The 13,036-nt window shown below is 69.0% G+C and carries 12 protein-coding genes; 4 read left to right on the top strand and 8 right to left on the bottom strand.

Annotation, left to right across the window (positions count from 1 at the left end; all coding sequences use genetic code 11):
- Positions 1-49 precede the first annotated feature (49 nt).
- Positions 50-1,894, top strand: coding sequence for a dihydrolipoyl dehydrogenase (gene lpdA, locus AC3WQA_RS08010; protein ID WP_492674546.1), 1,845 nt, complete (start codon positions 50-52; stop codon positions 1,892-1,894).
- Positions 1,895-1,963: 69 nt separating this feature from the next.
- Here the strand turns inward: lpdA and AC3WQA_RS08005 are convergent, their stop codons facing one another.
- Both AC3WQA_RS08005 and AC3WQA_RS08000 read right to left on the bottom strand, forming a co-directional pair.
- Positions 1,964-2,431, bottom strand: a complete 468-nt coding sequence (locus AC3WQA_RS08005; protein ID WP_492674545.1) for a hypothetical protein — start codon at positions 2,429-2,431, stop codon at positions 1,964-1,966.
- On the bottom strand, positions 2,428-3,006 hold the full coding sequence (locus tag AC3WQA_RS08000; RefSeq protein WP_492674544.1) for an RNA polymerase sigma factor: 579 nt from the start codon (positions 3,004-3,006) through the stop codon (positions 2,428-2,430). Before AC3WQA_RS08000 ends, AC3WQA_RS08005 begins: the two co-directional genes overlap by 4 nt.
- 120 nt (positions 3,007-3,126) lie before the next feature.
- Between AC3WQA_RS08000 and AC3WQA_RS07995 the strand changes: the two genes are divergently transcribed.
- Positions 3,127-3,453: a hypothetical protein gene (locus AC3WQA_RS07995; RefSeq protein WP_492674543.1), complete on the top strand. Its 327-nt coding sequence runs from the start codon at positions 3,127-3,129 to the stop codon at positions 3,451-3,453.
- A gap of 83 nt (positions 3,454-3,536) precedes the next feature.
- On the opposite strand, the gene AC3WQA_RS07990 is transcribed toward AC3WQA_RS07995, so the two are convergent.
- The 5 genes from AC3WQA_RS07990 to polA all read right to left on the bottom strand — a co-directional run bounded on the left by AC3WQA_RS07990 (position 3,537) and on the right by polA (position 10,702).
- Positions 3,537-4,001 (bottom strand): carboxymuconolactone decarboxylase family protein, encoded by a 465-nt coding sequence (locus AC3WQA_RS07990; RefSeq protein ID WP_492674542.1) that lies wholly within the window; start codon positions 3,999-4,001, stop codon positions 3,537-3,539.
- A gap of 21 nt (positions 4,002-4,022) precedes the next feature.
- A complete protein-coding gene (locus AC3WQA_RS07985) occupies positions 4,023-4,859 on the bottom strand; it encodes an isocitrate lyase/PEP mutase family protein (RefSeq protein WP_492674541.1) in 837 nt (278 codons plus the stop codon).
- Between the two features lie 152 nt (positions 4,860-5,011).
- Positions 5,012-7,288, bottom strand: coding sequence for a 3'-5' exonuclease (locus AC3WQA_RS07980; protein ID WP_492674540.1), 2,277 nt, complete (start codon positions 7,286-7,288; stop codon positions 5,012-5,014).
- Positions 7,289-7,304: 16 nt separating this feature from the next.
- Positions 7,305-7,523: a hypothetical protein gene (locus tag AC3WQA_RS07975; RefSeq protein WP_492674539.1), complete on the bottom strand. Its 219-nt coding sequence runs from the start codon at positions 7,521-7,523 to the stop codon at positions 7,305-7,307.
- A gap of 407 nt (positions 7,524-7,930) precedes the next feature.
- Entirely contained in the window at positions 7,931-10,702 is a 2,772-nt protein-coding gene (gene polA / locus AC3WQA_RS07970; protein WP_492674538.1) for a DNA polymerase I, read from the bottom strand.
- A 79-nt stretch (positions 10,703-10,781) separates the two neighbouring features.
- On the opposite strand from polA, the gene AC3WQA_RS07965 reads away from it, so the two are divergent.
- Positions 10,782-11,252: a DUF2782 domain-containing protein gene (locus AC3WQA_RS07965; protein WP_492674537.1), complete on the top strand. Its 471-nt coding sequence runs from the start codon at positions 10,782-10,784 to the stop codon at positions 11,250-11,252.
- Positions 11,253-11,337: 85 nt separating this feature from the next.
- Here AC3WQA_RS07965 and AC3WQA_RS07960 read toward each other — a convergent pair whose 3' ends face one another.
- Entirely contained in the window at positions 11,338-12,312 is a 975-nt protein-coding gene (locus AC3WQA_RS07960; protein WP_492674536.1) for a mitochondrial fission ELM1 family protein, read from the bottom strand.
- A gap of 136 nt (positions 12,313-12,448) precedes the next feature.
- Here AC3WQA_RS07960 and AC3WQA_RS07955 point away from each other — a divergent pair, with 136 nt between their 5' ends.
- A complete protein-coding gene (locus AC3WQA_RS07955) occupies positions 12,449-13,030 on the top strand; it encodes a YceI family protein (protein ID WP_492674535.1) in 582 nt (193 codons plus the stop codon).
- Positions 13,031-13,036: the final 6 nt, after the last annotated feature.

The following is a 13,036-nucleotide window of genomic DNA, read 5'->3' as shown; positions in this document are numbered from 1 at the left end:
TGAGGGGGCTGCCCTTGGCGCCACCGCCCGCATGACTGAAGGATTCCCCATGGCAAACACGATCGAAGTGAAAGTCCCCGACATCGGCCACGACGACGTGCCGGTGATCGAGGTGATGGTGAAGGCCGGCGACACGGTGGCCAAGGAACAGAGCCTCATCACGCTGGAGTCGGACAAGGCGACGATGGAAGTGCCGTCCACGGCCGCTGGCGTGGTGAAGGAGATGAAGCTCAAGGTGGGCGACACGGTGTCCGAGGGCGCGGTGATCCTCGTGCTCGAAACGGCCGATACCGCCGGCACTTCTCCCTCAGAGAGTGCTTCCGCTCCGCTCCCCTCTCCCTCCGGGAGAGGGGTTGGGGGAGAGGGTTCGCCCTCGCCGAATGTTTCCGCAAGCCACGCACCCTCTCCCGCCCCTGCGGGGCACCCTCTCCCGGTGGGAGAGGGGAAGGTGTCGCAAGCCTCCGCGGCCTCGGGCAAGAAGGCAGACATCGAGTGCCAGCTCGTCGTGCTCGGCTCCGGCCCCGGTGGCTACTCCGCCGCCTTCCGCGCCGCCGACCTCGGCCTCGACACCGTGCTGGTGGAGCGCTACGACACCCTGGGTGGCGTCTGCCTCAATGTGGGCTGCATCCCGTCCAAGGCGCTGCTGCACGCCGCCGCCGTGATCGACGAGGCCGAGGCGATGGCCGCCCACGGCGTGACGTTCGGCAAGCCCAGGCTGGACATCGCCAAGCTGCGCGGCTTCAAGGAAAGCGTGGTGGGCCAGCTCACCAAGGGCCTGGCCGGCATGGCCAAGCAGCGCAAGGTGCGCACGGTGACCGGCAGCGGCAGCTTCGTGTCGCCGCACGAGATGGAAGTCCAGACGGCCGAAGGCGTGAAGCTGATCCGCTTCGAGCAGGCCATCATCGCCGCCGGTTCGCAGTCGGTGAAACTGCCCGCCTTCCCGTGGGACGATCCGCGCGTCATGGATTCCACCGGCGCGCTGGAAATGCAGGACGTGCCGGGCAAGCTGCTGGTGGTCGGTGGCGGCATCATCGGCCTGGAGATGGCCACCGTGTATGCCGCGCTGGGCAGCGAAGTGACCGTGGTCGAGTTCATGGATCAGCTCATCCCCGGCGCCGACGTGGATCTGGTCAAGCCGCTGGCGCAGCGCATCGGCAAGCGCCTGAAGGGCGTACACCTCAAGACCAAGGTCACCACCGCCAAGGCCACCAAGAAGGGTATCGAGGTGGGTTACGAGGGCGAGAGCATCCCGGAAACCACCGTGTTCGACCGCGTGCTGGTGGCGGTGGGCCGCTCGCCCAACGGGCACAAGATCGGCGCCGAGAAGGCCGGCGTGGCGGTGACCGAACGCGGCTTCATCAACGTCGACACCCAGCTGCGCACCAACGTGCCGCACATCTTCGCCATCGGCGACATCGTCGGCCAGCCGATGCTGGCGCACAAGGCGGTGCACGAGGCGCATGTGGCGGCCGAGGTCGCGGCAGGTCACAAGGCGTACTTCGACGCACGCGTGATTCCGTCGGTGGCCTATACCAACCCGGAAGTGGCCTGGGTCGGCGTCACCGAGCGCGAGGCGAAGGAGAAGGGCCTCAAGGTCGGCGTGGGCAAGTTCCCGTGGGCGGCGTCCGGCCGCGCCATCGGCATCGCGCGCACCGAGGGCTTCACCAAGCTGATCTTCGACGAGGCCACCCATCGCATCGTGGGCGGCGCCGTGGTTGGCGTGAACGCGGGCGACCTGATCTCGGAGCTGGCACTGGCGATCGAGATGGGCAGCGAGGCTGCCGACATCGCGCTCACCATCCATCCGCACCCCACCCTGGGCGAGTCGGTGGGCATGGCCGCCGAGGTGTTCGAAGGCACCATCACCGACTTGTACATCCCCAAGCGCAAGTAACCGGCGCAGCGGATGCGTAACGCAAACAGCCCGGGGTTTCCCGGGCTGTTTGCGTTGGAGCAGGGCGATTCAGCGCGCCAGGGTGGGTATGTGCCGCTGCCACCAGCCCAGCAGCCAGGTCGCGGCCATGCAGCCGCCCAGCGCCAGCAGCCAGCCCGTGGCCGGCGCGCCGGCATGGGGCAGGAACTGGCGGAAGGCAGGCAGCCAGGCGTGGCCATAGATTGCTGCCACCACGCCGGCGGCCACGAGCAGTGCGGCGACCAGGCTCGTGGTGAGCGCCAGTTCGAAGCGCGACTCCATGGTTGCGTGGCGGTTTGGCGCGGCACCGACGCGCGCCGCCATCTGCTGCGCGAAATTCGCCGGCAGCGCGTTGGGCAAGGGCTCGCGCAGCGCCCGCGCCAGCTGGCGATAGCGGCGCACGCGGCCGCCGTCATGGGTGCCCGGCAGGCCAAGGCGTTCGGCCTGCCGGGCCTGCTCCTGCACCTGCCACTCGCGCTCTTGCGCGGGGTCGTCGAAGGAAGGGATATCGTGGTTCATGCCGCAACTCCTGCCCGGTTCTCCAGCGCCTCGCGCAGGCGCAGGCGCGAGCGGAACAAGTGACTCTTGATGGTGCCGTTGGCCAGCCCGGTGATGAGCGCGATCTCGGGAATGGGCAGCTCGTCGAGATGATAGAGCGTCAGTACCGTACGCTGCAGCGGTGGCAGCGTCTCGATGGCGGCGTGCAACCGGGCGGCGGTTTCCGCATTCATCCAGGCGGCCTCCAGGTCGAAGTCATCGCCGATGTTGTCCAGCAGCGTCGCGCCTTCCTCGTCGTCATGTACGGCGACCAGCGCGATGCGCTTGCGCTCCAGATGGCGCAAGGCCACCGTGTAGGCCACGCGGCCGATCCAGGATTTCAGCGCGCTCTCGCCGCGGTACTGGTGCAGGCACTGGTGCACGCGCAGGAAGGTGTCCTGGCACAGCTCGCGGGTGTCCTCGGGATGCCGCACCATGCGCTGGATGATGTGCCAGCACAGGCCCTGGTGCGTGCGCACCAGACGCTCGAACGCGCCCGGCCGTCCGGCCAGTGCGGCCGCGGCCAGGGCGCGATCGTCGGAGTAGGTGTCATCCATGGCGCAAGAGATACCCGCGGGCGGGGAACGGTTGCAAGGGGGCTGCTGCAACCACGGCGCGGCGACCCGTATCTGTGGGAGACGCAAGCGCGATACTTCATTCCACTCACAGGAGCACTCATGAATACCGGCGACCTCATTCCCATCACCCTGTTCCTCTGCATGGCCTACGCTTTCAAGGTGTGCATGGACGCCCTGGTGCGCAAACGCATGCTGGCCACTGGCGGTTCGGCCGAACTGGTCGATTCGCTGCTGCGCGACGAGGAGCAGCGCCGTCGCCATTCCTCGCTGCGCTGGGGCATCGTGCTGCTGTCGGTGGCGCTGGGCTTCGGCCTGATCCAGTGGTTCGGCTGGCAGCAGGTCACGCCCGGCCTGGTCGCCGTGCTGGCGGGCGCCACCGGCCTGGGCAACCTGGTGTTCTTCATGGTGTCGCGCAAGCTGGGTTGAGTGAAGCCGTGACTGGCGTGGCGGCGCCACGCCAGTCACGGGCGCCCTTCGGTGTCCACCACCGAGGGCGGCGATGAGCACGGTTATGCCGTGGCCTTCGGGCTGACGTAGTGGCCCACCGTGGTGCGGAAGGCGACGTTCAGACGGTTCCAGCCGTTGATCGCGATGATCGCAAGGGTGAGGTCGACCAGCTGCTTTTCGTCGAAGTGGCGGCGCGCTTCGGCGTAGACGTCGTCGGGCACCTCACCCTCCTTGAGCTGGGTGACGGCCTCGGTCCAGGCCAGCGCGGCGCGTTCGCGCGCGCTGTAGCACGGCGCCTCGCGCCACACCGGCACGAGGTAGAGGCGTTGCTCGGTTTCGCCTTCGGCGCGGGCATCCTTGGTGTGCATGTCCAGGCACCACGCGCACTGGTTGAGCAGCGAGGCGCGAATCTTCACCAGTTCGAGCAGAGGTGCCTCGAGCCCGCATTGGTTCACGGTCAGCTGCGTGTGCAGCATGGCCTTGAAGGCTTCGGGCGAGGCGCTCTGGTAATCGAGGCGTTGGGTCATGGCGGTGTCCTTGCGGCGGGATCAGGGATGGGGAAACAGGCGTTGCATGTCGGCGTAGCCGAAACCGGCGTCGAGGCCGTCGAACTGGCCGCTGTCCTTGAGGCGCAGCGCGGCGGCGCGTGTGCCGGCGTAGGCGAGGCTGGCCAGGCGCGTGGCGGTGGAGACGCGGGCGATGCCGAGCGCGGCGAGTTCGGCGAGGTCGGGCAGACCGTCGCGCGCGGCGATGTTGATGGGCGCCGGGATGCGCGCGGCGAGCGTGCGCAGCAGCGCGGGCTCGCTGGCGCCAATCGGGTAGATGCCGTCCGCGCCGGCGGCGAGGTAGGCCTCGGCGCGGCGCACGGTTTCCTCCGTGCGCGCGGCTTCGCCGTCGTGCCAGGGCGTCATGAAGGTGTCCACGCGCGCGTTGATGAAGATGGGCACGCCGGCGCATTCGGCGGCTTCGCGCGCGGCCTGGATGCGCGCGGCGGCCTCGTCGATGGGACGCAGGGTTTCGTGGCGGATGCCGTCTTCGAGGTTGAGCCCGGCGATGCCCGCATCGATGGCGCGGCGCACGTGCGCGGCGACGGCGGCCGGGGAGTCGCCGAAGCCGGCCTCGAAATCCACGGTGACCGGCGCAGGCACGATGCGAGTGATGCGGCCGATGGCGGCCAGCACGTCGTCCAACGGCGCCTGCTCGCCATCGGCATAACCCAGCGACCATGCCATGCCGCCGCTGGTGGTGGCCACGGCGGGAAAGCCGAGGCTGGCGAACAGTGCGGCGCTGCCGGCGTCCCAGGCGTTGGGCAGCAGCAGGGGGTGCTGGCGGTCATGCAAGGCGCGCAAGCGCTGCGCGTAGGTCACTTGGGTGGGGTGATCCATGGGGCGACTCCTTGCGGCAAGGGCAACCGGCAGGCTGCCCGATGGACGGCGGCACGCGGCCGGGAAACTGTCCGTGCGAGCGTAGCGCCAAGGCGCCGACCGGGCTTTGTCGCGGGTCAGGCCATGGTGGGCCACGTATCCCGCGCGCCGGGCTACAACGGCGTGAGCTTGGCGTAGGCCGCCACCAGCCACTTGCTGCCAGCTTCCACGAAGTTCACCTGCAGGCGCGTGTGCGCGCCGCTGCCTTCGGCGCTGACGATGACGCCTTCGCCAAAGCTGGGGTGGGCGACGCGCTGGCCGAGTTTCACCCCCGCGTGTTCGTCCAGCGCCGGCATGTCGGCGAAACGGCCGGCGCCGGTGTAGAGCGGACGGCTCACCTTGACGCGCGGGCGCACCTCGTCGATCAGCTCGGGCGGCATCTCGGCAAGAAAGCGCGAGGGTCGCGGAAATTGTTCGCTGCCGTGCAGACGGCGTGACTCGGCGTAGCTGATGACCAGCCGCTCGCGGGCGCGGGTGATGCCCACGTAGGCGAGCCGGCGTTCTTCCTCGAGCCGGCCTTCGTCCTCGCTGGAGCGCTGGTTGGGAAACAGGCCTTCCTCCATGCCGACCAGAAACACCAGCGGAAACTCCAGGCCCTTGGCCGAGTGCAGCGTCATCAGCTGCACGCAGTCTTCCCAGCGCTCGCCCTGGCCCTCGCCGGCTTCCAGCGCGGCGCCGGCCAGGAAGGCGGCCAACTCATCCAGTCCGGCGTCGAGGTCATCCTGCGTGCGCTCGAAGCGACTGGCCACGTTGACCAGTTCATCGAGGTTTTCCACGCGGGCCTCGCCGTTGCCGCGCGAGTCCTTCTCGTAGTGGTCGCGCAGGCCGGTGTGGGTGAGGATGTGGTCGATCTGTTCGGCGAGGGGGAGCGCATGGCTCACCTCTCCCTGCGGGAGAGGGGGTGAGGGCGGAGTGGGGGTGCCTGGCAAGTCCGGACCCTCACCCCCACCCATCTCCCGGGGGGAGAGGGGCTTGAAGGTGTGGGCCATGCCGTCGATCAGCGCGAGGAAACCCTTCACCGCGTTCTTCGCGCGGCCAGCCAGCTCGCCGCCGGCCAGTTCCGCCAGCGCGGCCTCCCACAGCGAAGTGCGCGCGGCGCGGGCCTGGCGGCGCAGGGTATCGAGCGTGCGCTCGCCGATCCCGCGCGGCGGAGTGTTCACCGCGCGCTCGAACGAGGTGTCGTCGTGGCGGTTGGCGGTGAGGCGCAGGTAGGCCAGGGCGTCCTTGACCTCGGCGCGTTCGAAGAAGCGCTGGCCACCGTAGACGCGATAGGGCAGGTGCTGCTGGCTGAGTTGCTCCTCGAAATTGCGTGACTGCGCGTTGGAGCGGTACAGGATGGCGCAGTCCTTCGCGCTGCCGCGTTCGGCGATGTATTCGCGGATGCGCTCGACCACGAAGCGGGCTTCGTCCTGCTCGTTGTAGGCGGTGTACAGCGCGATGCGCTCGCCTTCGTCGCCCGCCGTCCACAGCTCCTTGCCCAGCCGTCCGCCGTTGCGCGCGATCACCTGGTTGGCGGCCTTGAGGATGGTGGCGGTGGAGCGGTAGTTCTGCTCCAGCTTGATCGTGCGCGCACCGGCGAAGTCGCGCAGGAACTGCTGCATGTTCTCCACCTTCGCGCCGCGCCAGCCGTAGATGCTCTGGTCGTCGTCGCCGACGGCAAACACCTTGCCGGTGCCGCCCGCAAGCACGCGGATCCACGCGTACTGCAGCGCGTTGGTGTCCTGGAACTCGTCGATCAGCAGGTGCCGCCAGCGTTGCTGGTAGTGCTCCAGCACGGCAGGGTGTTTCAGCCACAGCTCGTGGGCGCGCAGCAGCAGTTCGGCAAAATCCACCAGGCCGGCGCGCTGGCAGGCTTCCTCGTAGGCGCGGTAGATGCGCACTAGGGTCGCGGTGACGGGGTGGTCATGGTGCTCGATGGCGTCGGGACGCTTGCCCTGGTCCTTCCAGCCGCTGATCGTCCACGCCGCCTGGCGGTACGGAAACCGGGCCTCGTCCAGCCCGAGCCCGGCGATCACCCGCTTCACCAGCCGCTGCTGGTCGTCGGCGTCGAGGATCTGGAAACCTTCCGGCAGGCCGGCCTCGCGCCAGTGCCGGCGCAGCAGGCGGTGGGCGATGCCGTGGAAGGTGCCCACGGTGAGGCCTTGGGTACCGCTGGGGATCAGGTTCTCCAGCCGCGCGCGCATCTCGCCGGCGGCCTTGTTGGTGAAGGTGACGGCGAGGATCGCCCACGGCGGCACGCGCTCCACCTGCATCAGCCAGCCGATGCGGTGGGTGAGCACGCGGGTCTTTCCCGAACCGGCGCCGGCGAGGACGAGGTAGTGGCCGGGCGGGGCGCAGACGGCTTCGCGCTGCGCGTCGTTGAGCGAGTCGATCAGGTGCGAGACATCCATCCCGCCATTGTAACGATCAGCCCTTGCGCAGGATGCCGCCGATGGTCAGCAAGGCGCCCGCCACGATGCCGGCGATGCCCAGCCATTGCGGGTAAGGCTGGTCGTGCGTGGCGGTGAGCTTGGCCGAGCCGAATTGCACCAGGGTGTCGGTGGTCTGGTAGCTGGCGTGGCCGAACACCACCCAGATGCCGGCGACCAGCAGGGCAAGGCCGATCACGATAAGTGCTATGCGCATGGGCTGATCCGAGGCGGAAGCGGATTCGAAGCATAACAGCGGCGATCGGCAGATCCCGGGGAGGCGACCCCGGAGGAACGCCCCTTCGGGTCGATCGCCTGCGGGCCGGGACGGCTCCCCTTGGAAGCGTGGCCATGCTGGCTGCCCGGATGGCTTCCGTGGTCGGGGACCAGCGCATAAAAAAGCCCCGAAGGCCAGGGGGTGCCTTCGGGGCGGGGGCGCGGCAAAGCCCAGGGGAGTGGCTTGCCGCACGGTGGCTGTCCAGGGAGGGGGCAGCCGTGGATGCCGTTGCGTGCATCCGTGAAATAAGAACGCGCGGCAGCGAAAAAGTTCGACCGTGGGCGAGGGATGAAGTCAGCTTTCGTTCACTTTCAAACGGACGGCTATTTGTGCCGGCCGTGGTGCGCTCAGTGCGCCTCGTCCCAGTTGGCGCCCACGCCCACCTCCACCAGCAGCGGTACGGCGAGTTCGGCGGCGCCCTGCATGCGTTCGCGTACACCTTCGCGCACCGCGTCCACGGCGTCCGCGCGCACCTCGAACACCAGTTCGTCGTGCACCTGCATCAGCATGTGCGCGTCGTCGCGGGTGCCCAGCCACGCATCCACGGCGATCATCGCGCGCTTGATGATGTCGGCGGCGCTGCCCTGCATCGGCGCGTTCACCGCGGCGCGTTCGGCGCCGGCGCGATGCGCCGGGTTACGGGACTGCAGGTTCTCCAGGTACAGGCGGCGGCCGAAGATCGTCTCCACGTAGCCGTCGCGGTGCGCGCGTTCGCGGGTGGCTTCCATGAAGGCATGCACGCCGGGATAGCGGGCGAAATAGCGCGCCATGTAGTCGCTGGCCTCGGCACGACCCACGCCGAGCTGGCGCGCGAGGCCGAAGGCGCTCATGCCGTACATCAGGCCGAAGTTGATCGCCTTGGCGGCGCGGCGCTGCTCCTTGCTCACTTCGTCGGGTTTCAGGCCGAACACCTCGGCGGCGGTGGCGCGGTGTACGTCGCCACCTTCGTGGAAGGCCTTGAGCAGGCCTTCGTCGCCGGAGAGGTGGGCCATGATGCGCAGCTCGATCTGCGAGTAGTCCGCCGCCATCACCAGCCAGCCGGGCGGCGCGATGAAGGCCTGGCGGATGCGCCGGCCTTCCTCGGTGCGCACCGGGATGTTCTGCAGGTTGGGGTCGGTGGAGGACAGTCGCCCGGTGGCCACGGCGGCCTGGTGGTAGCTGGTGTGCACGCGGCCGGTGCGCGGGTTCACCGTGCCGGCGAGCTTGTCGGTGTAGGTGGAACGCAGTTTGGCCAGCCCGCGATAGTCCAGGATCAGGCGCGGCAGCGGGTGCGCGTCGGCGATCGCGTCCAGCGCCTCCTCGTTGGTGGAGGGCTGGCCGGTGGGCGTCTTGAGCTTCGCGCTCAGGCCCAGCTCCTCGAACAGGATGGCCTGCAACTGCTTGGGCGAGTCGAGGTTGAACTCGTGCCCGGCGGCAGCGTAGGCCTGCTGCTGCAAGGCCAGCATGCGCTTGCCGAGCTGCTGGCTTTGCCGGCGCAACTCGGCCACGTCGATCAGCACGCCGCGCCGTTCCATCGCGGCGAGCACCGGCACCAGCGGCATCTCGATCTCTTCGTAGACCTTGCGCAGCGCGGGCGCGCTTTCGAGTTTCGGCCATAGCGCCAGGTGCAGGCGCAGGGTGACGTCGGCATCCTCGGCGGCGTAGCGGCAGGCGGTGTCCAGATCCACCTGCGAGAAGCCGATCTGCCTGGCGCCCTTGCCGGCCACGTCCTCGTACTTGATCGTGGTGTAGCCCAGGTATTTCTGCGCCAGCGTGTCCATGTCGTGGCGGTTCGCGGTGGCGTTCCACACGTAGGATTCCAGCATGCTGTCGTGCGCCACGCCCGTCACCGCGATGCCGTAGTGCGCGAGGATGTTGATGTCGTACTTGGCGTGCTGGCCGAGCTTGGGGCGGCTCGCGTCCTCGAACACCGGCTTCAGTGCGGCGAGCACCGCGTCGCGCCTCAGCTGCGCGGGCGCGCCGGGGTAGTCGTGCGCCAGCGGCACGTAGCAGGCCTTGCCCGGCTCCACCGCCAGCGACAGGCCCACGATGTCGGCCTGCATCGGATCGATGCTGGTGGTTTCGGTGTCGAAGGCGATCAGCGGGGCGTGGCGCAGCCTGTCCATCCAGGCGTCGAGCTGCGCCTGGGTGGTGACCAGTTCGTACGAGCCGGGCGCGGCGAGATCAAAGCCCCCCTTCCTTGGGGAGAGGGGTTGGGGTGAGGGTTCGGAGTCCGGCGAAGTTTGAGGCGAGGACGCACCCTCCTCCTCGGCTCCTCTCCCGGCGGGAGAGGGGAGCGAAGCATCCAAGTCCTTCAGCGCCGCCTTGAACTCGTAGCGCGTGTACAGCTGGCGCAGCGCCTCGTTGTCCGGCGCGCGCAGCGCGAGGTCGGTCGGGCCCTGCGCCAGCGGCACGTCGGTCTTGATCGTCACCAGCTCGCGCGACAGCGGCAGTCGCGGCAGCGCTTCGCGCAGGCTCTCGCCGATCTTGCCGGCCATGTCGGCGGCGTGGGTCATCACGTCGTCCAGCGAGCCGTATTCGGCCAGCCATTTCGCCGCCGTCTTGGGGCCGCACTTGGGCACGCCGGGCACGTTGTCCACGCTGTCGCCCATCAGGCTGAGGTAGTCCACGATGCGCTCGGGCGGTACGCCGAATTTCTCGGTGACGCCCGCGCGATCCAGCGTGGTGTTGGTCATGGTGTTGACCAGGCGCACGCCGGTGCCGACCAGCTGCGCCATGTCCTTGTCGCTGGTGGAGATCTCCACCTCGATGCCCTGCGCCTGCGCCTGCACGGCCAGCGTGCCGATCACGTCGTCGGCTTCCACGCCATTCACGCGCAGGATGGGGAAGCCCAGCGCGGCGACGATGGCCAGCATCGGTTCCACTTGCGCGCGCAACTCGGGCGGCGTCGGCGGACGGTTGGCCTTGTAGGCCGGGTACATGGCGTGGCGGAAATTGGGGCCGGAGGCGTCGCTGACGAAGGCGGCGTAATCGGGCCTGGCCTTCAGCGTGGCACGCAGCATGTTGACCACGCCGAACAGCGCGCCGGTGGGCTCGCCCTGCGCGTTGCTGAGCGGCGGCAGCGCGTGGAAGGCGCGGAACAGGTAGGAGGAACCGTCGATCAGGATGAGCTTGGGCATGCGACATTCTTGCATGCGGCGATTCACGGGACGGCGCGCGCCCACTGCTATGCTGGCGCCGTCCCGCGAGGTTGCCGCCATGAAATCCGTATTCTTTCCGTTCGTCCTTGTCGCCTTCGCTGCTTTCGCCACGCTGCCCGCGCACGCGCAGTCGGGCAGCCCACCGCCGAAGTTCGCGCCCCTGCCGCCGCCACCGGGCTTGAGCGACCCGGGCGTGAAGGCGGTGGCCTTGCCCAGCCGGCCGGCGTCGGCGGGCAGCGCGCCGGTCGCGCCCGGCGATCAGGCGGCGGCGTCCAGCCCTGCCACCTCGCCGGACGTCACCGTGCACAAGGAAGGTGACGCGGTGTACCAGGAGTACCGGCGCGCCGGTCGCGTCTACATGGTGGTGGTGACGCAGAAGAATGGCCTGTCCTACACCTACACGGTGAACGACCACGGCGATCTCATCGGCACCAACGGTGCCCCGCCGGTGCGGCCGGTGATGTACAAGATCCTGCAGTGGGGCGGCAACAAGGCGCCGACGGCGGACAAGGAAGACGGCGGTCACTGAGCGTTTGCGGATGTTCCGGCCGCGGAGCCGCCACGCCATCGACTGATGTGCGCAGGTGCGCCCTGCGGGCGTGCGCCACGCCGCCCTACCGGGCGTGCGGGCGCTCCACGCGGGAGCGCAGGATGTGCGCGATGGTGGCAGTTTCGCGCAGCGCCGCCTGGCGTGCCGGCACCACCTCGTCCAGCCCGTGCAACAGGCCGGCTTCGCGCAGCGCCGCGTGGAAGCGCGCGAGCTTTTTCGGCAGCGGCGCGTCGCTGAGGGTGTGCACGGCGCAGCCTACGGCACAGGCCTCGGAGAGCATGTTCACCGAGTCGGGCGTGACCACCAGGCGGTCGGCCCAGCCCAGCACGCCGGGATAGGGGTTGCGGCCATCGTCGGGGCCGGCCCAGCACAGCCCGGGCACGTCGGCCAGCAGTTGCCGGAACACGGTCATCACGGTCGGCGGCGTGCGCCGCGAGGCCAGCACCATGAGGCTGCCGCCTTCCCGGGCGTGGCGTGCGACCAGGCGTGTGGCCAGCACGCGCGCGCTGGTTTCGTCCAGCAACAGCGGCGGGCGCGAACCGCCCAGGAGCACGCCCACGCGCGGTGCCGGCAGTTCGCCCAGGGTCGGACAGGCGTCGCGGCCGTCGGCCAGCCAGTCATTGTCCACCGGATTCAGCGAGCCCAGCGGGGTGAGTACATTGGCACCGGCGAGCCGGTCGTGGCGCGGCGCGATCACGGTGTCCCAATGCGCCGGATCGATGCGCGGGTCAAGGATCTGCACGGTGTGGCAGCGGCCTTCCGCCAGCCGCCGCAGCATGCGGGTGAACAGTGCGGCGGCGCGGCCGCAACCGATCGCCAGCCGGGGCCACGGCGGCGCGAGCAGCGGACGCTGCGCGGCGGGCAGCGCCAGCGCATCGCCCAGCGTGAAGCGCGGCGCCCACCACGACCATGGCGCGCGCGGCAGCAGTTGCAGGTGGCGCACCGGCAGGCCCATGCGCGCGGCCAGCGCAAGCGCCTGCCGCTGGTTGCCGGCGCGGCCGTCGGTGATCGCCCAGCACTCGTCGGTCAGGCGTGGCATGGCGTCTGGCATTGTGTCGCTGGGGTGCACGCTGCGTTGCTTCCGGTGGTGCTTATGTGGCGGGTGAAGCTTGCTTACACTGAGCATACTGGCGAACGCTGGTTCGTCGTCGTTGTACAACTTCACGGAGAATCCCATGCGCGCGTTCCGTCCACTCCTCCTCGCCGGCCTGCTGGGCACGGCGCTGGCCGCCCAGGCCGCCCCGGTCACCTATCAGCTCGATCCCAACCACACCATGGTGCTGTTTTCCTGGAACCACTTCGGTTACTCCAATCCCACCGCCGACATCGGCATCGCCGGCGGCACGGTGGTGTTCGACGAGCAGAGCCCGGCCAAGTCCTCGGTGGAGGTGAGCATGCCGCTCAGCAAGCTCGACACGCATGTGGCGGCGCTGGACGAGCATTTGAAGCAGGCCGATTTCCTCGACGCCGCCAAGTATCCGGTGTGGACATTCAAGAGCACCAGCGTGGTGCCCGAGGGCGAGCATCACTTCAAGGTGATCGGCGACCTCACCGTGCACGGCGTGACCAAGCCGGTGACGTTGGAGGCCACACTGAACCGCGTCGGCCCGCACCCGATGAGCAAGGCGCAATCCATCGGTTTCGATGCCACCGCCACGCTCAAACGCTCGGATTTCGGCGTGACCATGTACGTGCCGATGGTGAGCGACGAGATCAAGGTGCGCATCACCACCGAAGGTTCGGTGCCGAAGAAGTAGGCCTGT

It is taken from the genome of Rhodanobacter sp. FW106-PBR-R2A-2-24 (genome assembly GCF_058789615.1).
Note: the sequence above shows the minus strand (reverse complement) of the source record. Positions and strands in the feature narration are given on the sequence as shown.

Coding starts and splice junctions, on each gene's coding strand:
- lpdA (WP_492674546.1), top strand. CDS start 50: ATGGCAAACACGATCGAAGTGAAAGTCCCCGACATCGGCCACGACGAC.
- AC3WQA_RS08005 (WP_492674545.1), bottom strand. CDS start 2,431: ATGAACCACGATATCCCTTCCTTCGACGACCCCGCGCAAGAGCGCGAG.
- AC3WQA_RS08000 (WP_492674544.1), bottom strand. CDS start 3,006: ATGGATGACACCTACTCCGACGATCGCGCCCTGGCCGCGGCCGCACTG.
- AC3WQA_RS07995 (WP_492674543.1), top strand. CDS start 3,127: ATGAATACCGGCGACCTCATTCCCATCACCCTGTTCCTCTGCATGGCC.
- AC3WQA_RS07990 (WP_492674542.1), bottom strand. CDS start 4,001: ATGACCCAACGCCTCGATTACCAGAGCGCCTCGCCCGAAGCCTTCAAG.
- AC3WQA_RS07985 (WP_492674541.1), bottom strand. CDS start 4,859: ATGGATCACCCCACCCAAGTGACCTACGCGCAGCGCTTGCGCGCCTTG.
- AC3WQA_RS07980 (WP_492674540.1), bottom strand. CDS start 7,288: ATGGATGTCTCGCACCTGATCGACTCGCTCAACGACGCGCAGCGCGAA.
- AC3WQA_RS07975 (WP_492674539.1), bottom strand. CDS start 7,523: ATGCGCATAGCACTTATCGTGATCGGCCTTGCCCTGCTGGTCGCCGGC.
- polA (WP_492674538.1), bottom strand. CDS start 10,702: ATGCCCAAGCTCATCCTGATCGACGGTTCCTCCTACCTGTTCCGCGCC.
- AC3WQA_RS07965 (WP_492674537.1), top strand. CDS start 10,782: ATGAAATCCGTATTCTTTCCGTTCGTCCTTGTCGCCTTCGCTGCTTTC.
- AC3WQA_RS07960 (WP_492674536.1), bottom strand. CDS start 12,312: ATGCCACGCCTGACCGACGAGTGCTGGGCGATCACCGACGGCCGCGCC.
- AC3WQA_RS07955 (WP_492674535.1), top strand. CDS start 12,449: ATGCGCGCGTTCCGTCCACTCCTCCTCGCCGGCCTGCTGGGCACGGCG.